This is a genomic window from Yoonia sp. MH D7, from assembly GCF_054439475.1.
The window spans coordinates 108,885-129,362 of sequence record NZ_JBTJCF010000002.1 but is presented as its reverse complement, the minus strand read 5'-3'; the positions used below and the strand labels follow the sequence as shown (position 1 = coordinate 129,362).

At 50.9% G+C, this 20,478-nt stretch carries 24 protein-coding genes; 6 read left to right on the top strand and 18 right to left on the bottom strand.

Annotated features, from left to right (window positions below):
• Positions 1-53: 53 nt before the first annotated feature.
• Genes ACXLHR_RS16975 through ACXLHR_RS16965 form a run of 3 tightly spaced genes read right to left on the bottom strand, consistent with a single transcriptional unit; the run spans position 54 to position 2,303 of the window.
• On the bottom strand, positions 54-575 hold the full coding sequence (locus tag ACXLHR_RS16975; protein WP_458792667.1) for a hypothetical protein: 522 nt from the start codon (positions 573-575) through the stop codon (positions 54-56).
• 38 nt (positions 576-613) lie between these two features.
• A complete protein-coding gene (locus tag ACXLHR_RS16970) occupies positions 614-943 on the bottom strand; it encodes a hypothetical protein (protein ID WP_458792666.1) in 330 nt (109 codons plus the stop codon).
• Positions 936-2,303 (bottom strand): hypothetical protein, encoded by a 1,368-nt coding sequence (locus ACXLHR_RS16965; RefSeq protein ID WP_458792665.1) that lies wholly within the window; start codon positions 2,301-2,303, stop codon positions 936-938. Before ACXLHR_RS16965 ends, ACXLHR_RS16970 begins: the two co-directional genes overlap by 8 nt.
• A 114-nt stretch (positions 2,304-2,417) precedes the next feature.
• Here ACXLHR_RS16965 and ACXLHR_RS16960 point away from each other — a divergent pair.
• Positions 2,418-3,760 (top strand): IS3 family transposase gene (locus ACXLHR_RS16960; protein WP_458789593.1). Its coding sequence is split into 2 segments (ribosomal slippage): positions 2,418-2,745 and positions 2,745-3,760, totalling 1,344 coding nucleotides; the frame shifts between segments, so codons are not numbered across the junction.
• Positions 3,761-3,979: 219 nt separating this feature from the next.
• Here the strand turns inward: ACXLHR_RS16960 and ACXLHR_RS16955 are convergent.
• The 14 genes from ACXLHR_RS16955 to ACXLHR_RS16890 form a co-directional block, all read right to left on the bottom strand.
• Positions 3,980-4,339: a hypothetical protein gene (locus ACXLHR_RS16955; RefSeq protein WP_458792664.1), complete on the bottom strand. Its 360-nt coding sequence runs from the start codon at positions 4,337-4,339 to the stop codon at positions 3,980-3,982.
• Positions 4,340-4,371: 32 nt separating this feature from the next.
• Positions 4,372-5,004 carry a hypothetical protein gene (locus ACXLHR_RS16950; protein ID WP_458792663.1) on the bottom strand — a complete coding sequence of 211 codons (633 nt, stop codon included), beginning with the start codon at positions 5,002-5,004 and terminating at the stop codon, positions 4,372-4,374.
• A 10-nt stretch (positions 5,005-5,014) separates the two neighbouring features.
• Positions 5,015-5,245 (bottom strand): hypothetical protein, encoded by a 231-nt coding sequence (locus ACXLHR_RS16945; protein ID WP_458792662.1) that lies wholly within the window; start codon positions 5,243-5,245, stop codon positions 5,015-5,017.
• On the bottom strand, positions 5,242-5,664 hold the full coding sequence (locus ACXLHR_RS16940; protein ID WP_458792661.1) for a hypothetical protein: 423 nt from the start codon (positions 5,662-5,664) through the stop codon (positions 5,242-5,244). Before ACXLHR_RS16940 ends, ACXLHR_RS16945 begins: the two co-directional genes overlap by 4 nt.
• A 593-nt stretch (positions 5,665-6,257) precedes the next feature.
• Complete coding sequence (locus ACXLHR_RS16935; protein ID WP_458792660.1) at positions 6,258-6,455, bottom strand: hypothetical protein; 198 nt, start codon at positions 6,453-6,455, stop codon at positions 6,258-6,260.
• Between the two features lie 427 nt (positions 6,456-6,882).
• Positions 6,883-7,560 carry an SOS response-associated peptidase gene (locus ACXLHR_RS16930; RefSeq protein WP_458792659.1) on the bottom strand — a complete coding sequence of 226 codons (678 nt, stop codon included), beginning with the start codon at positions 7,558-7,560 and terminating at the stop codon, positions 6,883-6,885.
• A gap of 241 nt (positions 7,561-7,801) precedes the next feature.
• On the bottom strand, positions 7,802-7,987 hold the full coding sequence (locus ACXLHR_RS16925) for a hypothetical protein (protein ID WP_458792658.1): 186 nt from the start codon (positions 7,985-7,987) through the stop codon (positions 7,802-7,804).
• 132 nt (positions 7,988-8,119) lie between these two features.
• Positions 8,120-9,961: a ParB/RepB/Spo0J family partition protein gene (locus ACXLHR_RS16920; RefSeq protein WP_458792657.1), complete on the bottom strand. Its 1,842-nt coding sequence runs from the start codon at positions 9,959-9,961 to the stop codon at positions 8,120-8,122.
• 64 nt (positions 9,962-10,025) lie between these two features.
• Positions 10,026-10,421 (bottom strand): DUF3768 domain-containing protein, encoded by a 396-nt coding sequence (locus ACXLHR_RS16915; protein ID WP_458792656.1) that lies wholly within the window; start codon positions 10,419-10,421, stop codon positions 10,026-10,028.
• Between the two features lie 402 nt (positions 10,422-10,823).
• Positions 10,824-11,117, bottom strand: coding sequence for a WGR domain-containing protein (locus ACXLHR_RS16910; protein WP_458792655.1), 294 nt, complete (start codon positions 11,115-11,117; stop codon positions 10,824-10,826).
• Positions 11,118-11,187: 70 nt separating this feature from the next.
• Positions 11,188-11,883, bottom strand: coding sequence for a hypothetical protein (locus ACXLHR_RS16905; RefSeq protein ID WP_458792654.1), 696 nt, complete (start codon positions 11,881-11,883; stop codon positions 11,188-11,190).
• A gap of 297 nt (positions 11,884-12,180) precedes the next feature.
• Positions 12,181-12,903: a hypothetical protein gene (locus ACXLHR_RS16900; protein ID WP_458792699.1), complete on the bottom strand. Its 723-nt coding sequence runs from the start codon at positions 12,901-12,903 to the stop codon at positions 12,181-12,183.
• A gap of 224 nt (positions 12,904-13,127) precedes the next feature.
• Entirely contained in the window at positions 13,128-14,129 is a 1,002-nt protein-coding gene (locus ACXLHR_RS16895) for an alpha/beta hydrolase (RefSeq protein ID WP_458792653.1), read from the bottom strand.
• A complete protein-coding gene (locus ACXLHR_RS16890; RefSeq protein WP_458792652.1) occupies positions 14,119-15,666 on the bottom strand; it encodes an RcgA family putative transporter in 1,548 nt (515 codons plus the stop codon). Before ACXLHR_RS16890 ends, ACXLHR_RS16895 begins: the two co-directional genes overlap by 11 nt.
• 146 nt (positions 15,667-15,812) lie before the next feature.
• On the opposite strand from ACXLHR_RS16890, the gene ACXLHR_RS16885 reads away from it, so the two are divergent.
• A complete protein-coding gene (locus ACXLHR_RS16885) occupies positions 15,813-16,073 on the top strand; it encodes a hypothetical protein (protein ID WP_458792651.1) in 261 nt (86 codons plus the stop codon).
• Between the two features lie 135 nt (positions 16,074-16,208).
• Entirely contained in the window at positions 16,209-16,541 is a 333-nt protein-coding gene (locus tag ACXLHR_RS16880; protein ID WP_458792650.1) for a hypothetical protein, read from the top strand.
• Positions 16,542-17,108: 567 nt separating this feature from the next.
• Here the strand turns inward: ACXLHR_RS16880 and ACXLHR_RS16875 are convergent.
• Complete coding sequence (locus tag ACXLHR_RS16875) at positions 17,109-18,038, bottom strand: LysR substrate-binding domain-containing protein (RefSeq protein WP_458792649.1); 930 nt, start codon at positions 18,036-18,038, stop codon at positions 17,109-17,111.
• A gap of 122 nt (positions 18,039-18,160) precedes the next feature.
• Here ACXLHR_RS16875 and ACXLHR_RS16870 point away from each other — a divergent pair, with 122 nt between their 5' ends.
• The 3 genes from ACXLHR_RS16870 to ACXLHR_RS16860 all read left to right on the top strand — a co-directional run bounded on the left by ACXLHR_RS16870 (position 18,161) and on the right by ACXLHR_RS16860 (position 20,345).
• Positions 18,161-19,039 (top strand): pirin family protein, encoded by an 879-nt coding sequence (locus ACXLHR_RS16870; protein WP_458792648.1) that lies wholly within the window; start codon positions 18,161-18,163, stop codon positions 19,037-19,039.
• Positions 19,040-19,102: 63 nt separating this feature from the next.
• Positions 19,103-19,687, top strand: coding sequence for an NADPH-dependent FMN reductase (locus tag ACXLHR_RS16865; RefSeq protein WP_458792647.1), 585 nt, complete (start codon positions 19,103-19,105; stop codon positions 19,685-19,687).
• 58 nt (positions 19,688-19,745) lie between these two features.
• Positions 19,746-20,345 (top strand): nuclear transport factor 2 family protein, encoded by a 600-nt coding sequence (locus ACXLHR_RS16860; RefSeq protein WP_458792646.1) that lies wholly within the window; start codon positions 19,746-19,748, stop codon positions 20,343-20,345.
• Positions 20,346-20,478 lie beyond the last annotated feature (133 nt).

Below are 20,478 nucleotides of genomic sequence, written 5' to 3'. Positions count from 1 at the left end.
TCATAAATCGTCAACAAAATGAATTCATTAAAGATAGGCGCACAGAGTGGTTGTTAAGAAGCGAGATTTGAAACTTGTAGTTCAATTTTGCTTGTCGTTGCCTTTTTAAACTTCCGAAACTCAGATCTACAACGCCTCATGCTACCCACTCTTTTGTCAGGGTCACTGTCGTCGTCAAGAACATCATTCATGAGACTCATGATTTGATCCTCAGCTGGATCAAACATGTCCAACCAGTCGAAGTCAGAAGAGAACTTGCTTTCATCGGCATCCATTAGACGATCTTGAATTTCGGACATCAGACCCATTAATACGCGGTTTTTCGTAAGCAATTGTTCTTCAGTTTCGGCCGGAAAGCTAGGTTGCGTAGAAACCTGATACAACTCCCGAACAACAGCTTCGGATCGCCTTAGCGCATCCTCCAATGGATCACGGACCCTAGACCTGAATTCCTCCAGGTTCACCAGCCTTCTTGTGTTCTTTTGGTTTGAATTAGCCGTGTAAAAAGTGTTTGCGACATTCCAAAGCAAAGACACAGAGGTCAGCCCAATGGTTAGTATCTTCCAAGTTTCCAAGCGTCAGGCCCAACCCATTAGGAGAATATCAGCAAGATTCAGTACGCAAAGGCGGAGCCCCGCTTCGTCCGAATGCGCCGTAACCCTTGTTCTATCTGGCGAAAAACGGTTGGGTTTGCCTGAAAACTGTAGTGTTTTAAGAATTCTTCATCAGAATTGAAGCCGCGAACGCTCTTTGAAAACATTCCTTGAAAGAAGGAATTTGCAATTGCGTCAACTTCGGACGGAATGACGAACAACACACCCTCTTCTGCCTCATCCAACTCATCCAGACCATAGAACTCCCGAGCAACCACACCCCGCTCATGACCAGACAGATTCCTTACAGATTTACCGTGCAAGAACGAATCAATGTTAAGTTCAATCATCTCTCATTCCATCCATGATTTTTTGCAGATATTGCGGGTCAAGTGTGAACCGAATACTAATGGCTGTGCCAGGAAGGCCTTTTTGCAAGTCGAATACGTGGTTTTCATCGGGGATTACCATAGCAGAGTTATCGGGATTGCACCATTGCACACGAGCTGTCTCCGCTCCTATGTTATGACAGCTAAAATATGGACTTTTTAGCTGAATGCAAGAACGGCCTGATATGATCGTGATCTCGGGCGTCAATTTAGCGTTGTCCGTCGCTCCCAATACGTTCGTAAGTTGCAACATTTGCATAAGTCCATAGCCGCCCCGTCCGTCTTTGTCAGCCTCAGGAACACACGTTACACCATCTTGCATTGCCGCAAGCGTTTTAAGCGTTTCAACTGATTGAGGCGCGTTGAGGCTTTTCATCTTGGTTGTGTAGCCTTCCAGATCTGCCTGCTGTTCGTCCGTTGCTCTCTCTAAGCTTTTTGCGAATGTGTCTCCCACCGACACAATTCCTATATGTGCAATGAATCTAGAGCTTCCCTCAACGTCACGTTTTGCCAAGAATCCGGCTACAGTCCAAGCTCCGTCCCGACGGTTGCCGTCAGAGTGACGCTCGGCATTTTCTAAAAGCTCTCCCAAAAGCTCCTTTATGTTACCTCTACCACTTTGGGTTAGTTCAAGCTGTATTTCTGGTCGGGTAAGCCATTCGTCTAGCGCGTCACAAAAACGATCCGACGCATGGTCACGGCTTGGGACATCAAAATAAATACTTCTTGAACGACTATCTCCAGTTTTACGCCTACGAGTAAGTGGAAATGCCCAAACATCGTCAAAGTCCTCTATTCCCCTGAAGCCGACTTTAAGGTCTTCCTCAATACCGATGGCTGCGAGCACTTTTTGTAAGGGAATATCCATCTCCCCGCCTTTGAAAACTGGAAGCAACTCGCTCCAAAATTCTGTGAGAAGCATGTAGGGTACGACATCCAGACAATATTTATCTTTGAAATTTATGCGGACAGCGGACTTAGTTGCCTCGTAAGCGGCAATTCGGACCAAACCGGTCAAGCAATTCTCTGGCGAATCCAAGAAGCTGAAAGACCGAAGATCAATTTCTGATGGCTGTCCGCTGCTGTTGGCAGCTCGCTCTTCGAACTTTAGCCATTTTCCAGGTATATTCCTTTGTGGGTACATATGATCCAGAAGGTCAGATGATCTACGGCCGCGAAGGAGAAGCACCAGATCACCTTTTGTGAGTTTGGCACGTTCAAGATTATATTTTTTTGGTTTACGGACGATGTTTTTAATTGCTCGCTTGTGGGCAGCCCGATCTCTTGGCCTCATTCCGGACAGATGCCATTCTTTTTCCAATCTTCGTCGTTTTTGAGAATCAAGGAAGTGTCTGACGTCAGCGCCTATGGGACCAAATAGCGTTATTTGATAAGAGAGTGTTTCTGGCTCATCGTCACCACTGAGGAGTGGAAGATGAGACAAACAACGACGAGCCCTGGCGAGAAGATCGTCAAAGACATCAAACGCGCCACGCGCAAGCATTACTCATCCGAAGAGAAGATCAGGATCGTTCTGGATGGTCTGCGTGGTGAAGACAGCATTGCAGAGCTGTGCCGCCGTGAGGGTATCTCTCAGGGCATTTACTACAAATGGTCCAAGGACTTCATGGAAGCCGGAAAGCGGCGCCTTGCGGGCGATACGGCACGTGCGGCGAACACTGACGAGGTGAAGGATCTGCGCCGTGAGGCCCATGATCTCAAGGAAGTTGTGGCGGAACAAACGCTCGAACTCCGTTTGCTTAAAAAAAGCATGCTGGGCGATGGGGGCAACCACGAATGAGATATCCTGCATCTGAGAAACTGGAGATCATCCGGCTGGTCGAGGAAAGCCACCTGTCAGCACGGCTCACGTTGGCAAAGCTGGGCATTCCCCGCACCACATTCTACCGTTGGTATGATCGATATTTGCGGCGTGGCGAAGTTGGACTGCAGGATCAATCGCCGAAGCCCAAACACGTCTGGAACCGCATTCCTGACGAGGTGCGGCGCAAGGTCGTGAAGTTGGCGCTGAAAGAAACCGAGTTGTCGCCACGTGAACTGGCCGTGACGTTCACGGATCGAGAAAGCTATTTCGTATCAGAGGCTTCGACGTATCGGATTTTGAAGGCGCACGATCTGATCACCAGCCCAGCGTTTATCGTTATAAAGGCGGCGAGCGAGTTCAAAGACAAAACCACGGGCATCAATCAGTTGTGGCAGACGGACTTCACATATCTGAAGATCATCGGATGGGGCTGGTTTTATCTCAGCACGATCCTCGATGACTACAGCCGATATATAATCTCGTGGAAACTTTGCACCAACATGAGAACCCAAGACGTGACGGACACATTGGACTTGGCTTTGGCAGCGTCGGGATGTGACCAAGTTCATGTCGTCCACAAACCTCGCCTGCTGAGTGATAACGGCTCCAGCTACGTCTCGGGGGAGCTGGCGGAATGGTTGAAAGACAAGGATATGAAGCACAGCCGTGGCGCGCCCTATCATCCTCAAACGCAGGGCAAGATCGAGCGGTGGCATCAGACCTTGAAGAACCGCATCCTGCTGGAAAACTACTTCCTACCCGGCGATCTTGAGGCTCAGATCGAAGCCTTCGTAGACCACTACAATCACCAGCGTTACCACGAGAGCCTGAACAACGTTACACCCGCCGACGTATACTTCGGACGCGACAAAGCCATTCTACAGCAACGGGAAAGGATCAAACGTAAGACGCTCGAAACGCGACGCTTGCATCACAGACAACACGCCGCATAATGCAACCAACCAGATGAGCCGAACTCTCTCTTAGTCTAGGCCGCCTTTGGTGCCAAAAACCCTGACGACGGACAATCAGCAGCTCGGCCGATTTCCAAACTTTACGAATTGATGAGACAGGCAGGGTCATGGACCGGGCTTTCTGTTGTTGGTTTGTTTGTGACAATCCTAGCATTTCATGTGTCTTTCTCTAAGGAAAAAAAGGCCATTAACCGTTGATTAAAGGGCCATCTTCATCTGCCAGTTCGGAGAAACAGGCTGGCCCAATCGCTTACGATAATCGGTGTAAGCGTCTTCGAAGGTTCCCAAATAATATTTGCACGGGGTCCATGCCTCGCGCAGCTTGTCGTCGCCAAAAGCGTCATTGATGAGCAAGGCCATCACTTCGTAACCGTGGCCCATTTTGAAACAGCTGTCGAAAGGATCGTGCATCACGAAACCGGCTCTAATCATGCTGGCGGCGCGTGTCGCGCAACCCCGCGCTGTTGTCGAGAAACGGTCATAGCGGGGCCACCGCCGTTCATAGGCGCCTGTGGTCATTGCCATGCCGTCAATATTATCAACGTGCGTGTATTCCATATGAGATCTGTAAGGCACTAAACGAAGCGTTTTCATTGATCCGCCTCCGCCTGATAATGCTGCAGTGCGGATTTGTCCCATCGGGAAAAATCAAGCCCGGGCGCGTCTGCAAAATGGCGCAGATCGCAAAGGGCGGCGCGTAGTTTTTCACCATTCAATTCAATATCTGGGTATTGAGCGGCAAGTGCTTCGCCCATTGCGTCGGCTTGGATCGCGGCCACGTTCGACGGTTCCACATTCCCGTAGGTTTCAGCTTCAGGGGAAAGGTGGTGGATGGAAATTGTGACACAAGAAACGTCTATGGTGCTGTCTTCATCCAACAACCGCAAAAGGTCGGTGTTGATCATATGGGCTTGATCCGACAATTTTGGTTCTCGCGGGCAATCAAAGGTAAGTTGGACGGTCGCAACAACTTCCTCGCGCTCGGCAAGGTGTGGCTGCAAGACGGTGCGAGCCTCGCGTTCTCGCGGGATGCTGCCATCCTCAAGGATCAACAGGCCAAAAGAATTGTTACCATGAGTGATCAAGACCTGACCAAAACCGCGCAAGCCTTGGTCAGTCTGGAAACGGGCAATATAACCGCCTCCCTGACCCAAGGCCGTGACGTTGATTAAACGATCTGTGCTGATCTTCTCGGCTGTCGCCTGTGCTGCTTCAAGTGTCATTGTTTTTTCCTTAGATCATGCCAGCAAGAACGAGGGCGGATTTCATGCTTTTGGTGCCGCAGTCATGGCAAAAACCCAGCGTTTGATCCGGCTCATATTCTTCGAACAAATTGCAGTCTTCATTCATGCAAATTGCGGGAACGAGGCTATCGAGCATTTCCCAGCGATTGAGAAAATCTTCGACTTGAGCAAAGCCTTCCGACTTCGCCAAAATTGCCAGTTTTTGGGCGTCGGCGCTCATGTTGCTGCCTCCGCTGCGGTGCGCCAGTCGTGCGCCCAATGCAAAGGAAGCGCGCCAGTATTGCCGTCTGGAGGACATGGAAAAAGGGGTGTTAGCGCATTTAGCAGGGATTTGGTCGCGCCGCCCGAGTAGTAGGGGTTCATATCTTCGGGCATATCTTTCCAAGAAACATTGCGGCGACCAGTGCCGTTCAAGGTGCCTTCGTGTTTGATAACAATAGCGACCACTACGGTTTCATCACTCTCGGCCAACTCATATACACGCCGCAACTGTTCGGTGTTCTCGTCGTTCAACGGAATGCGAACAGCGGCAACTGCTGACGTATCGCCAAACGATGTTGCAACAATTTCCAAGGGCGCAAATTCTCGTGCAATCACTTCTTGACGTGCCTTGTCAGTGGTAAAAATGGTCGTTCCCATATCTTCGGTTCCTTTGTGGCGTGACCTATGAGGCTTTTTGCCCCTTAATTGGTCTGGTTTTGAGCGAAGCCCTGAAAGGGCGTCCGTCTCTAAAACTTGCCATGTGGCGAACAGGGTCGGGGAAATTGGAGTGGAAAATCGACAAGGTTGGTGCGGGCAGGAGGCGCAGCCGACAACTCGGACCTGACTATTTTTTTCGAAAATGGGGGCAGGAACAGGCCCCTATCTTTCTACTCGCAGCGGCGTTCGGTTTACCGAACCCCAAGGGTGCACCAGTGATCGTTACCCAAAGGGCAGATCGGCGTGATCGTGGGCGAGCTTGTGGAAAGGGAGTGTGGTGGCTCGGAGAGACGCCAGAGCGACCATTGACGCAGCTCGTCCATGATCGAGACGTTCTGGTGTTCAGCCGCAGCGCAGCGCCAGCTTAACACTAGTGCGCGGTGACACGCCCAACGGGCGGGGCAGGGGCCTTGAAGTAAGCCATCTTAAAACCCTTACAAACCCGACCAAACTAGCTGTCTTTGTTGAATCAGCACCCGCCAGACGATACCGTTAAATCGAGGTTGTGGCGGGCCATAAGGCCCGCCGAAGGCTTATGAGCCTTCTTCATCTTTGTCGCGAGGCGGGAAAGCGGCCATTTCGACGGTGGGGAACATATTGTGTTTGACGGTGATTGACGTGATCGCGCCGCTGTCGTCGGTGTTGATGAAAAGGACGCCGCAGTTATCCCAGTAGTTTTTGCCGTCTTTGCCTTCGGTTTTGACGCGGAGTTTAAGTGTTTGGTTAGCCATTGTTCCGTTCCTTTTTGGGTGTTTCGATGGACATGCCGAAGTGAACGGGTGGCGTGTGTCAAATGCTACTTTGTTCGAGCGGAATGGCCGAAGGTCAGGGGAAAGTAGTGTTTGAAGCGCAGTGTCTCACAGAACCCGTTCGCTATGTTCATCACTCAGAAACACAAGAAAGAGGAACGGACTTCTTTGGCGGACTATACTTTACCCATCTAAACCGTGGGAAATTCGAAAATGATGGGATTTGAGGAACGGCTTTGACAGCTCCCGACAGTGCAGACTCGTCACGGCTTCGACCAGAACGATATGTCACGGATAGCCGACAGTGCTTTCGGCCTCGGCAACAAGATGAGTGGAATATTGAATCTGAAGATGGTGATTTATGGTCGGCCCACGACTATCTGATGGCCTCGCAACATTTGCATAACGACTAGCGTTGCACTGCATCTGACCTTTCATGTTCGCCAAACTTGAAAATCTGCATTTTCTCGGCCGGATATGGGCTTAAGAGATGTGTGGCATCATCGACTGAACCTGTCAGCCATTGGTCATAGGTTTCTGGTGCTAAGATCAGGGGCATACGTTCTGGATGGATCGGCCGCACAATCTCGTTAGAGGTAGTTGTTATCATTGTGTAGGCAGGACAGTCCTCTTTGCCGTCTGGCCCCTCAAAGTATGAAACGGTCCATATCCCTGCAAAAGCAAACGGTGGCCGCTCATCTTCGCCCTTGAGGCCAAACCAGTAATAGGTCGCGGGTCGGCGACCTTTGGCCTCGCAAAATGAAGTGGCGGGGATCAAGCACCTTCGTTTGTGAAAGCTGCTTTTCCAAAGCCCAGAATTTTGAAGGCTATCGTCTCTGGCATTGTTCCACGCGGTAGGTTGAAGTGTTTTGCCAGTTTTCTTGCTGGTCTTAGTCGTGCGAAACCCCCACGACAAGCTGACCAACTCGCGCTCGCCTTCATCGTTACACCGAACAACGTGGCCCGGATATTTCGGCCAAATTGCGTCGAGCGGTTCGGCGTTCCCCAAATGATCATTCTTTGCCTCAACGTCAAATAATTGACGCATTGCCTGATTAGCAGTGGTGTTGGAATAAAGATTACACATACTTCAAATGAACAGTAGATACGTCGTTTGGTCAATAATGCCCCCGCTGGAATGGCAATGACATGCGGGTTCGCGCGAATAGTGCCGGATCGGGCAGGGCAGGGCGAAGTCCCTCCATGCTCGATCATAACTGCCCTCTCAACATCAGACAAAAAAGACTCCGCCGAAGCGGCGGCCAGGTATCATCCTCACCATAAGGAAATTGGAAAAAGAGAGACCAAAACCTTGTGTCTCAGCCTATTTAAGCCTGTGGCAAATCATAAGGGCTTGCGAGGCCATATTTGATTCCATCTTGTTCAAAAAAACCAGCGCGACCCAAAAACCAAGCCCGATGAAATTCCGAACCGGCAATCACGCGTTTAAACTTTTTTGGCATTATCCAGCCGTGGGGCCCAGCAAGATAAACGCGATGGTAGATAAAATTCATAGTGCTGCGCCTTTTCAAAACGACTGACTGACACGCGATTAGTTTACTGCAAAAACCAAACGCGTGTCGATTGTAAGAAAGCTATATTTGGGACAAGAAAGGGCTGGGCGATTAAGCGCCCTGCCACGTTTTCTAGGCCATGCCTTCGGGCAACCATGCCGCGATATGGGCGCATTGATCGTCGGTCAGTCCAAGTGCGCTGCGGGTGGCTTCGTCGGCAAACAGACTTTCCAACTTTTCAGCCTTATCGCCCTTTTTCAGCTTTTCAAAGCTGGTGACGGTCGGGTGATCCATGGCAAGCCCCAGAAAGTCGCCCCAAAGGGTGACAAGGTAGGGGCCAGCCACGCGCCCGAAAAAGTTTTCAGCGGTCGGCGTGAATGTTTCGCGGGTTTGCTTGCTCGTAATCTTGTCGATCATCGCGCCAAGGTCGGCGTCTCCTACTGAAAGCTGGCTGACCAGAAAGCGGTTCAACACGTCCATGATCCTTGCATCGCCGCGCTTGCGGAATTTGGCGAAGTCGGCGGCGTGGTCACGATCAAACGGGTTGCGGTCGTCACGCTCCGGTGTAGTCAACCGCTTGTCGAGCGTGTAGCCAGTTTCAGTTTCTGGAACATTCGGCACATCGTCCATGCGAATTCCATAGGCGCTGTCGTAGCCCATCTTGCCGCAAAGTTGGAAGGCCAGAAGGTGAAGCACAAGTTTTGGATCGTCTAGCATGGCGTTCTGCCGTGCGCCCGTTTCGATGCGGCGCAAGTTCATCCGTAGTTTTTCGGAAATAGCGGCCTTTGGTGCCTTATCAGCTGGCTGGTGATGGTTCGGCGCAATGATCCCTGCGGCCTCCGCCTCTGCGCGATCATCGCCGCGCACCATGCCGTTGCTTTCCTGTAGCTGGCCCTCACGGTCTACGGTCAAGATCACACCTGCAAGGGCGCGCTGCTCCTGCGTGTAATCGCCTTCCTGTCTGGCCTCCAATGCGTCCAGTTCGGCTTGGCCTTCGTCGTCCAGCACGTCACCATTCGCGAGGTCTGCCAGTTCGTCGTAACGCTCCGCTTCGGCCTCGGACAATACGCCCTCAACAGGGTAGATGCGGCCCATATTGGCGTTGTCGGTGTAGTCCCACGGAATATGGGTGTCCTGAACCGCGTCGGCCCATTTCCAGCCGTTTTGGGCTGCATACCCTTGGCGGACAAGTTCCAGCTTTTCCGCGAAAAGTGTGTCCAGCAAGGCGGGGTCATTTAAAAGACTGTGGTCCGCAAAAAGATCGCTGCTGACGTTGCCACCTGCCTCTTTGTAGGTGCCCAATGTCACAAACACGGCGCGACGGTCTGTGCTGCTCACGCTGTCTGGCTTCAAACGGCTTTTGATATTGTGATCGCTCATGCCGTAACCGCGCTCGTTCTGCTCAATAGCAATCTGCAAAACCTCAAGGGTCAAAGCCTCGTCGTCGCTGACGGTAAACGCCTTGGCGTGGCCGATATTGATCTGACCCGCCTGCAAGGCGTCCAGCACGGCGGCGGGTAGATTTGCCAATGCCAAGCGGCGATAAACGTGGGCCTCCGTCACCCCAAACGCCACAGCAATGGAAGGGATAGGGATGCAGTGTTCGTGCATATCACCAAACGCCCGAATTTCATCGGCTGGGGTCAAGTCCTCCCGAACATTGTTCTCGCTCGCGGCCCATGCACGTGCAGTAAACTCGTCGGGTGCCATGTGAACGGGGATTGTTTGAAACCTCGGATCGTCTTGCAACAATGCAAGGGCGCGGTGGCGTCGTCCACCTGCAACAATGCCAACACGGCTGTCCGTGTCCGCCAATCCAGAAAGCGGGTGGATTAAGCCAACCTCACGAATATTTCCAGCCAGCGCCGCAATGCTTTCATCATTTATAACTTTGCGCGGATTCAACTTGGATACATAGGTATCGGAAAAGTTAACTTGCTGGAACGAAGCGGTGATTTTTGTTTCTTTGGTCATTGGGTAATTCCTTGATTTGTGGTGATTGATTTGAGTAGCCCGCCCCTTCGTGGGGCGGGGCTGATTAGTATTCTGACGGTTGCAAGATGGTCAGAACGCGGCGGGTAACTTCGGGGTTTTCGGGTTCTTCGCTTCCGTAAACGTAGGCGGTGTCGTAAAGGTCGATTTTCCAAATCAACTTGATTTCTTCGCCTTCTTTGGTGACTTCAAACGTCCCAAAAGTATGGTCAAGATACGGGTCGTTATCTTCATTGAAGGTGTCGAAACCCTGCACCGCTGTCATGATTTGGGCTTGTGTTGACGGGGGCATTTCCGCAACGCTGCGGGTCATTACGATCTGACCTGCCACAGTAAAATCTGCGCCCCATGTCGAACGGAAACGGTCGTTCTGTTTTGCGATCAAAATGTTACGGTCACGCGCCGCTTGTTCATCATCTGACAAATATAAAACTTGGTTCATATCTTCGGTTCCTTTGTGGTGCGACCTCTGAGGCTTTTTGCCCCTTAATTGGTCTGGTTTTGAGCGAAGCCCTGAAAGGGCGCTCGTCTCTAAAACTTGCCATGTGGCGAACAGGGTCGGGGAAATTGGAGCGGAAAATCGACAAGGTTGGTGCGGGCAGGAGGCGCAGCCGACAACTCGGACTTGTCTATTTTTTGCGAAAATGGGGGCAGGAACAGGCCCCTATCTTTCTACTCGCAGTGGCGTTCGGATTTTCCGAACCCCAAGGGCGCACCAGCGATCGTTACCCAAAGGGCAGATCGGCGTGATCCTGGGCGGGCATGTGGAAAGGGAGTGTGGTGGCTCGGAGAGACGCCAGAGCGACCATTGACGCAGTTCGACCATGATCGCGACGTCTGGTGTTCAGCCGCAGCGCAGCGCCGGCTTAACACTAGTGCGCGGTGACACGCCCAACGGGCGGGCAGGAGCCAGATAGTTAAGCGTCACTGACATATAAGTCAAAAAGACTTGGGTGGCAGAAATAGTTTTAAGCGCGTCAATTGCCTGTCCTTCATCAGCATGGGGTAAGGGCAAGATTTTCCCCGGTGATCCTAAACGGCCCCACTCAAATATTATATCAACACCACCAAGAAGAGTGGGTTGGATTGTCATGTAATAAAACCGCCGCATGTTAATGCTGGGATCGATTCGTCGCAAAAGCGACCGATCGGGAAGCAGCTCAGGTTGGGATCGACCCTGTTCGCTCAAAACCTATCTCGGCCTCTCATCAAAAAGCGGGTTTTGCGCGCTTACAGAAAGAAATCCATCGGGCGGTCAGACTTGGATGGCTCAGTGAAACTTCATACTGCTTTAGATTTGCCCTGAACCGTTCTGCAACCATTGTCGAACAAGGACGTTTTGAACCGCCGGGCAAGTTTTCCATAGCGAGTTTTAGCCAATAGGGGCTGTATTTTACGCCGCCGCTGTCAGGAAAGGCTTCAGGGGCTTCTTTTTTCTCTCTACAATTTTCAGTGCTAAGATTGCTATCTAAGATAGCTTTCTCAGGAGGGTGACGCAGTGCGTCATGGGCAGCTTTTAGGACAGTGCAAAACCATTTCTTGAATGCGGGGAAGGCGATACGGCTGAACTTGTTACGAAAACGGCTTTGGGGGTCTTTGCGATACTCGCGTTCAAGGATGCCATGGCTTTCGAGGGCAGCAAGCCAGCGTTGTACGCTGCGATGTGACACGCCCCAGTATTCGGCCAACTCGTTGATGCACAGCGGGCGCGTCTGGTAGGCGCGATCCTTGCTGAAATCATAACGCTTATGTTCAAGATAGTGGATCAGATTTATGAGCTGATTGGCATACTCGCGGCCATACGCTTTGAAGAGTGCTGGTTTGGCGACCGTATGAATGAATTTGGCGAACTGTGCGGTTGATGGTGTTGGTAGTTTGGTTTTGGTTTGTTCTTTACTAGTCATGATGGCCTCTAAAATCTGAGGCAAGGTGTTTAGGCAAAAAAACTTTATACGCACAAATGCGGTTTTTGCTTGATTGCATGTAAGGGAGGCCGTAGAAAAGAACTTGATTAGAGTTTCTTCAAGGACACCAATCCTTGTTTCTAAAGCCCCCCGTTTAGGTTTACACCTTGCGGGGGTTTCGCTTTTCGTGGGGTCGTGTCTGCTCCTCTTTATGATCCTTTAATGATCACTTTTACCGTAAAGTAAGTCATAGTCGGGATAGGAAAATTTGTATTTTGCCGCTCTAGCGACACAACTTTAGTAACCGACACGCTCAAAGCCGTAATGGCCCTCATAGTCTCTCCATTCAACGAAAACGGCTCGTGCTTGAAGGCGACAGCCGCTTGTTGTTGGGCCGAAAGCATGCGGAACATCGTCGCGGCCAGCGCTCTGCCATCCAAAGTCACCTTGGGTTCCATAGCTCCCCTCGCGGATCCTGTGGTAACGACTACAACTGCCCCCTTCAGACGAAGGATCGCGATCATCGTCAATGTGAACGTCAAAGACTCGAATGGAACGAATGACGTCAAATTCAGCACCGCTAATATCAATATCGGAGCTCTCAACTTGTGCAGGGTGCAAGAAGTTTAGGGCGTCAATTTGGTCGCTTTCGGTGCGAATATCCGCCATCAGTAATTGCGTTATGGAAGCGTCAACGGAGGCAGAAGCGTCCTGCGGATTGTTAAAACGGTTTTGGCCGGCTGTATCAAAATAATAGTCATCGTCGGGATAGCTTTGACTAATGGGGGGCGCGCCCTGAAACGCAAAATCCAGCAGTCGTTGTGATGGTGAGGATACGTCGCCAGCGGCAATGCCCATTGGACAGCGCCAAATTTGAAGTGGAGGTTCAACGGGCCAAGGCGTGATCCGCCTGATAAATACAGTGCGTGCGTGGGCGCACTCGACTGAAGCAGGCCATCCACCAGATAGACAAAGCAAAATGGCGCAGTCTACCTGATATGCTTTTGCAACTGTAGGCATTGAAGTAGACGCAACTACTGTGCAGACAGCGGCGGCTGCGGTTTTGATTGTTTGAACATAGCGCATGATCTAACTCCAATTGCTTCTCGCCCCTAAAAACACGGGTTAGACGCCAGTGGCAAGTGTTTTTTGATGTTGTTAGATATTTAACGACAGCGGTAGGTGGGTATTTGCTGGCTTTGTCATGACCACGTTATTGGGCAGACAGCTACAAAAGCGCTGGGTCATCGACCCAATAAGCGCTTCAACCGCCAGCCCGCGAAGATGATGTGGGGCGGTAATGACAGGGAGTAATGTCCGCAATTCAGGTTCAAAATATCCGGTTTTGCCCCAGCTTTTTTCAAGCTTCCCAATAGCCGTTCCGACAGCTCTGGCAGCACCACCGTATCTCTTTTAGCTAAAACTATTTGAAGATCGAGGTCAGGCCGCGATAGCTTCTCAGCATAGGTTTCTAAGTTCAGAACGTGCCATGCCCGATTCAGATCGGTCAACTCGATGTATGGTTCCAGGCTTTCGCGTATCAAGAGTGTCGCGCGACCGGTCCATACCATATCCGCGAGGCTTCCAGCAGTTAGAAATAAGGATGCCTTTGAAACGGCTGGCTCGTGTGCTGCAACCAATCCAGCCACCCATGATCCTAAACTCATGCCGAGAACGGAAATTTGACCATATCCTTCACTTTTCAACCAATGAATGAGCTTTCGGGCATCCCAGACCGCTTGCCGAGTGGACTGGATGGTACACCCTAGATTTGAGCTAAGCATGAAGTCGGCGTGCATTGAGCCAGGACGACTTCGTTCAAAGTGATATGGAAGTGCTATCTCAACGACAGTTATGCCGCGTTTAGAAAAAAAACTAGCTATCTGACGATTGCGCTTGGTTGCGTTCCAGTGATGGAAAACCACTAGCGCGTGATCAAGAGAGCCGCTTTCGGTGATCTTAGCCCAGACGACGTTGTTCTTTTCGCAATCAGTGACAATGCCAGAAGAAAATTTGATCCATCCATCGGCCACTTCAATGCCAGCCAAGGTTTCGTTTGGATCATCATAGAAAGAGGGATCATTCGCGGCCTTCTCAGCAAGGCGACAGAAATCAGCGATACCCGAAACCTTGCCTGCATTTGAAAACGCTAGATCAGCGCCAAGCGCAAAATCTGCTTTTCGTTTGGGTTGATCCCCACGATTTGCGTGCTGTTCATCCCTTCGGTCGAGCCACCTATGATACATTTTGATCTTCCTTAAGATTATCTGCTTGCTTAGCCCCAAAAGTCGGATCGAACAGGCCATAGATCCCGAACACACACCCAACGCCTAGAAACAACGAAAATCCAGTAAATGAGCCGATAAACAAGTAGCCGGACACAAGCGCTAACAATACCGCCGTCATTGCACTTAGAGACAAGTGAAACGAGCTTCTAAATCCTAAACGGACGGAACCATACATAAAGACAACACATGTCGCGAATGCGATTATAAGACTGCTATAATGTGTGGGCATACCGTAGGTTATGCCGTCACTGCCACCGCTTAAGCCCTGAAAAAATGAAGACGCATCTATGAGCAACCAAGACCAAACATTCGTAGCGCTCGATGTCAGATATAAGCTCTGAACCTTCGTGCAAACAGCGATCAAAACCCCAAGAATGGTGCATCGAAATATTCCCTGCATCACGCGAAGTCCGGCGGCATTAAGTTTTCGTCGATTTTCCGTTTCCAAGTCGTTCTGTGATCTCTTCCCAATCTCGCAAAGGTCATGGGCCAAAGTGTAAAGCAGGATGAGACCAACAAAGAAAAGATAAAAGCATAGACACATATATAGATAAGCGATGCCTGTGAACACGATCGCTTCCGGTACGGATACAATTTCGGGGTGCAAAATTGCCAATGAACCCCAGTCTGTCGCGGTACGACGAACTCCCTCGATCAACGGCATCAAGCTCACACTGAACCATTGAAACAGACCCGCAATCGGCACGCAGATGATTAAGACTGCCCAATATGTATATGAGGAAGATAAAACACATCGGTTCCAACCTTCATCGTCCTCTGCATTGAGTATGGTTCGTCTCTGATCCTTCCAGAAAACTACTAACTCTACTACAAAGGCAAAAAACAAAGGCATGAACACCATGAATAGCACTGTCCAATTAGGTGCCCAAATGAACCCGACTTGCTTGACTATCCCATCTACTCGTTCGTAAGTCGCGCTGTGAATCCCAATGAGAAACGATGCAAATCCGAGAGCGACGGCACCCGCGAATACAACGGCAGGTAAATCCAAAGGAGAGCCCCGACTAAAAAGCGCTTCCGATCTTTGCGCTAAACTGGAACGTAGCGTGGGCGGGTCAGTGTCTTCAACGGCGTCATCCTCAAGCGCCATAGCATCCCGGTTGTTCACTTTTTTACGGTTTCGCCTCTTGGCGGTCAGTCGTGATTGCGCAGCGCTAAGCTCTTTTTGCCAAGCGCTTGTTGCTGCCACATCGTCGCACCCAAAGACCCTAGCCAGCCATCGAATATTGGTCGTGCTGACACCATTTTCATTTTCTTGAAACCAAAGCTGTACGGTTCTTAGGTCGATCCCGTCGTTATTGCCCTCTACATTAGAGACAGCATTCGTAAGAAGCTCAGGTGTCCAGGGACCAGCCGAATAGCCATCTTTATCAACCTGACGGCCTGCCCCTACTGCGGCCAGATGAGCGAAAATCTGCTTAATATCGCTTCCATCATCCGGTGGCGCGACAAAAAGTTTTCCATTCTTAATCATGGGTTTGTGCGCTTCCGTTTCACTTCGTTTCGTTATCTTGCGTAGTCTATCGTGCATTAACGATTAGTCCTAGTGCAACTATAAGTTGAGCTTGAGCCGCGAAAGCGGAGGGCCAGACCATTTTAGAGCAAGGTAAGGACTGAATTGTGATGCACGCGGAACCGACTACCCTGAACCCGACCAACGCGAATGAACCTGAGAGTTTCGGGCAGGACAAATTGAATGAACAGAAAGGCGCTGTTCTCGATGCACTTGTCTGGATCGAAGTTGACTCTTCCAAACAGCTTGCGGGGCGGCGCTGGATTGGCGCTGGTGGAGATAAGACTGTGATTTGGTGTGTGCCGGAATCAGTCGTAGAGTCACATATCCTGCTGCTTGAAGATGTAGGGAAAGCGGCCGCCGCGTAGTTTACTTTCCTTGCGAAGCACTTAATGAAGTCGTTAGAGGTTTTATAATGTCATTTATTACTTATTAGTACTGACATGGTGGCGCGATTTCCAATAGGTTGCTAATGCTTGGCAACTTTAAATAGCGGAGCGCCCATGGAGAAGAAACTTAGACCTGTGACCGTTCTGGGCAAAGTAAAACTATTGATCGCGGAGGGTAGTTGGCTTGAAGTTAGCTGTTTGGAATCTGCTGCGAAGATAGGAACCGTCATGCGAGGTGAATGGTCCTTTGACGTCATTACACCACTGGACGGCACAGAGGTTCACAAATCCCAAGTCGTCACTTGGCGAACTCTTGAACAAAAGACCATATCGACAATCGTGGGTTTGACTGCACTAGCAATTGATTTGGGCATTCACCTGCCAGAAGTCCCTTTGTTCGAGGGCGAAGTAGGGGTCTGGAAGGCAAAAGCAACTGCCGATAGCTGACGCCTTCCTATGTGTGCCACGTCACACGACTTTGACCTTTGCGTCATCAACTGACCCAATTGCAAAAGTGACTGTTACCCGTAGGGCGAAGGCGCGCTGCCCTGATAGACCATGTGACCGCGTTTCAATTTGGCTCATAGAGACGGATTTCAACGCATCAGGCCACAGGGAAAACAGGGTAGGGGGGGCTCAGGGCGCAAGCTTAAGCACGGTGCCGACGCCGCACGCGAGGGTATTTGCCAGTATCATCTTCAACTGATTAAAGTTGCGGTTTCAACGGGTCGCTGCCACAGCGCAACAGCTGCTTTGGCAAGCCACCGCTAATCTGATACCAATGCACATGCTAGTGGACCTGATATCATCGCTTGGCTGGCATTAGCTAAAGCGTCCAGGAGGTTATTGTTTGGATAAGCAGAATTCTCGGCATATTTTGCTTTCAAAGGAGCAGAACCAAACCGCGACAGGTATGGTGACTCGTTGGAGTGATCGATAGTTACTAGGCGGCGCGATTGAAGTTCAGCAATTAGTCATCGGTGATGTAATGGGAAGAAAAGTACCTTGATTTGATCACGTCTGTCCGCGCAAAATTTTCGAAGCCGATTGTTCTGCTTGGTACTCTGCGACCATAAAATCGATAAAGCTGCGGACGGACGGCAGAAGGCCGCGTCGCGACGCAAAGATCGCGTGGACCTGTCCAGCTGCAGCAGTCCATCTGGGGAGCAAATCCACAATCTTTCCGGCAGACAGCATGTCATCAACAACCATGCTTGGTAGCTGTACTACGCCGACGCCCTCGATTGCTGCGTGAAGCAACTGCGACATGTCATCTGTTACAAGGCGCGGGTTATGCGGGATACGCACATTGCCCTCGCCGGGTCCGATCAAATCCCAAAAATGCCCTTTGCTTGCGGGCCCCATATCGAGGCTTGGCAGAACAGATAGATCTGCGGGGCTAATCGGGCGCGATATATTTTCGATCAAACCCGGACTTGCGACAATGCGTTGTTCGCGGTCGCCCAGAACGCGCAGGGCAAGATCAGAATCTTCGAGTGGCGGAAAGCGCACGCGCAGGGCCACATCGATGCCTTCGCCGATGACGTCAACGCGGCGGGCTGTTGAGTCGAGTTCAACCGTTACCAGTGGATTGGCCATCATGTAACGCGCGATCATCGGCCCAACCTCATAACATACGAGAGCAGGCGGCGCGCTGATCCGGATCAGACCCTGTGGCTCGGATCGCGTCAGATCGATGGCTTCCTGTGCAGATCTGGCTTCTACCAACATCGCAACGCAATGATGATAATATTTTTGACCGATTTCGGTTATCGTCAGCTTCCGTGTGGAACGCTGCATCAACCTCACACCAAGGCGTTCTTCCAAAGCGATAACGCGGCGGCTTAGCTTGGACTTTGGAATGCCAAGCGAGCGCGCCGCTTCCGCATAGCTGCCGTGGTCCACCACCTGCACAAAGTAATAGAGATCGTTGAGGTCCTGCATATTCCATCGTCCCATATATAGGACGGAGTGAACAATATTTGCCGCCTACCGCTTTATTGTATCGTTGATATCTTCGGTTGCAACAGGATTGGAACGACTGGTCCTCCAAAGGAGTCAACGCAATGAGACAGATACTCGGAATTTACAGCGCGCCTGATCAAAAGTGGGTTGGCGATGGATTTCCCGTTCGCACGATGTTGTCGCACCACGATCAGGGGCAGCATGTTAGCCCGTTCATTTTGCTTGATCACGCTGGCCCCAGACGTTTTACGCCAACTGATAAGCGTCGCGGTGTTGGCGTGCACCCACACAAAGGGTTCGAGACCGTAACGATCGTTTATAAAGGCGAAGTGGAACATCGTGACTCGACCGGAGCGGGTGGCGTGATCGGCCCCGGCGACGTGCAATGGATGACCGCTGCATCGGGCATTCTGCATGAGGAGTATCACTCGCACGAATTTGCCGCCAAAGGCGGTGAGTTCGAGATGGTGCAACTCTGGGTGAATCTTCCCGCAAAAGATAAATTCGCTAGGCCCGGTTACCAGAAACTTCACGATGCGGACATCCCTGAAGTCGCTTTGCCAAATGGCGCTGGCTCTGTGCGGATCATTGCAGGTGAATTCGGCAATGACAGTGGCCCTGCGCGCACGTTCACTCCGATGAACATCTGGGATGTGCGAATTACGCAAAACAAAACCGTGAACCTCGATGTTCCCGAAGGGCATACACTTTCGGTGCTGGTGCTGTCGGGTACGGTTGAAGTGAACGGACAAGAGGTCGCCCGCGCAGCGCAAACGGTTTTACTTGGTCGCGAAGGCGGCGGCGTGAGTGTCAAAGCCCAAGCTGACGCGAAACTGTTGGTTCTGAGCGGCGTTCCAATCGATGAGCCAGTGGTGACAAAAGGGCCATTCGTGATGAACACAGAAGCCGAAATCAAAGATGCGATGCGTGATTTTCGCAGCGGTAAGTTCGGTGCGATCCACCATACGGAAAGCGCGTAGTTTTCGAAACTAAAATTAAGCTAAACCTCAACAAACAATACTTAAATTCTCAGGAGAGATATCATGTCCAACAAGCCAAAAATCGCAATTATCATCGGATCAACACGCGCAACCCGTTTTGCCGACAAACCAGCCCAATGGATGCTAGAGCAAGCCAAAGCGCGCGATGACATGTCTGTCGAGCTGGTCGATTTGCGCGATTTCGATTTGCCGTTGTTTGATGAACCGGCGTCGAACATGTGGATGCCGTCAAGCGACCCTAAAGCTGTAGCATGGCAAGAAAAGATCGGCGAATTTGACGGGTATATTTTCGTGACGGCGGAATACAACCACTCTATCACCGGCGCACTAAAAAATGCGCTGGATCAAGCGTACAACGAGTGGAACCGCAAGCCGATGGGTGCCATCGGTTATGGCGGAGTTGGCGCTGCACGTGCAGTCGAACACCTGCGCAACATCGCGGTAGAGCTGAAAATGGTGCCTGTGCATGGCGCAGTGCATATCGCCGGTGGCGATTTTATGGCGGTTCATCCGTTGGGGTCAAACGGCGAGATGGCGACCATCGAAGATCACCTGAAAAACGGCGCAACTGCGCTTCTGGACGATATCGTTTGGTGGGCCAATGCGACAAAAGTTGCTCGGGGCTAACACGTCAAAAATCGACATTAACGGTAGAGAAAACATCTTCCATCTAAAGGAAAACGCTATGAACTATGTAATTGGAAAAATTGCGAACACCACACTTGCAGCAGTTGCGACAGGCTTTATTGCTCTCGCGGCACAGGCTGAGAGCACGGACACCAATCTAAAGATTGAGGCTCTTTCGACCAATGATCCCTCCGATCCTATGGTTGTGATTGCCGATACAACAGACAGCCAGATTGTACGCAATATCAACAATGTGCTTGGTCTTTATGAAATGATGATCAACCAAAAAGACGCAATTGAAGCGACCAATAGGTATCTAACGTCAGATTATATTCAGCACAGCCCCGCAATTCCTGACGGCGCGATTGCGCTCGGCCTTACATTTGATGCGATTACGACCCAGCAAAAAGATTTTCGTGTCGTCGTTCACCGCGTCATCGCCTTTGATGATTACGTCTGGATGCACGTCAATTTCATTAACATGCTCAACAATGACCCAGATGATGCAGGTATCGCCGGTGTAGACATCTTTAGAATTGCAGAAGACGGCACCCCGATTGAACACTGGGATGCTTTGCAAATCGTTGGGGGTAGCGAAGACGCGGCAGCATGGATGGCTCCCAATATTCCCGCCGGGAATTCTAATGGTATGTTCTAAGGGAAATTGACCGCGACATCTGGGTAGAACGACCATTGGTTGATAGCGATAGTCGTTCTGCCAAGTGAGTGGATTGGGCTTACGTCGGGTTTGGCTGCGCAAAGGCTCATATTTCAGGAATACGCGTATAGTC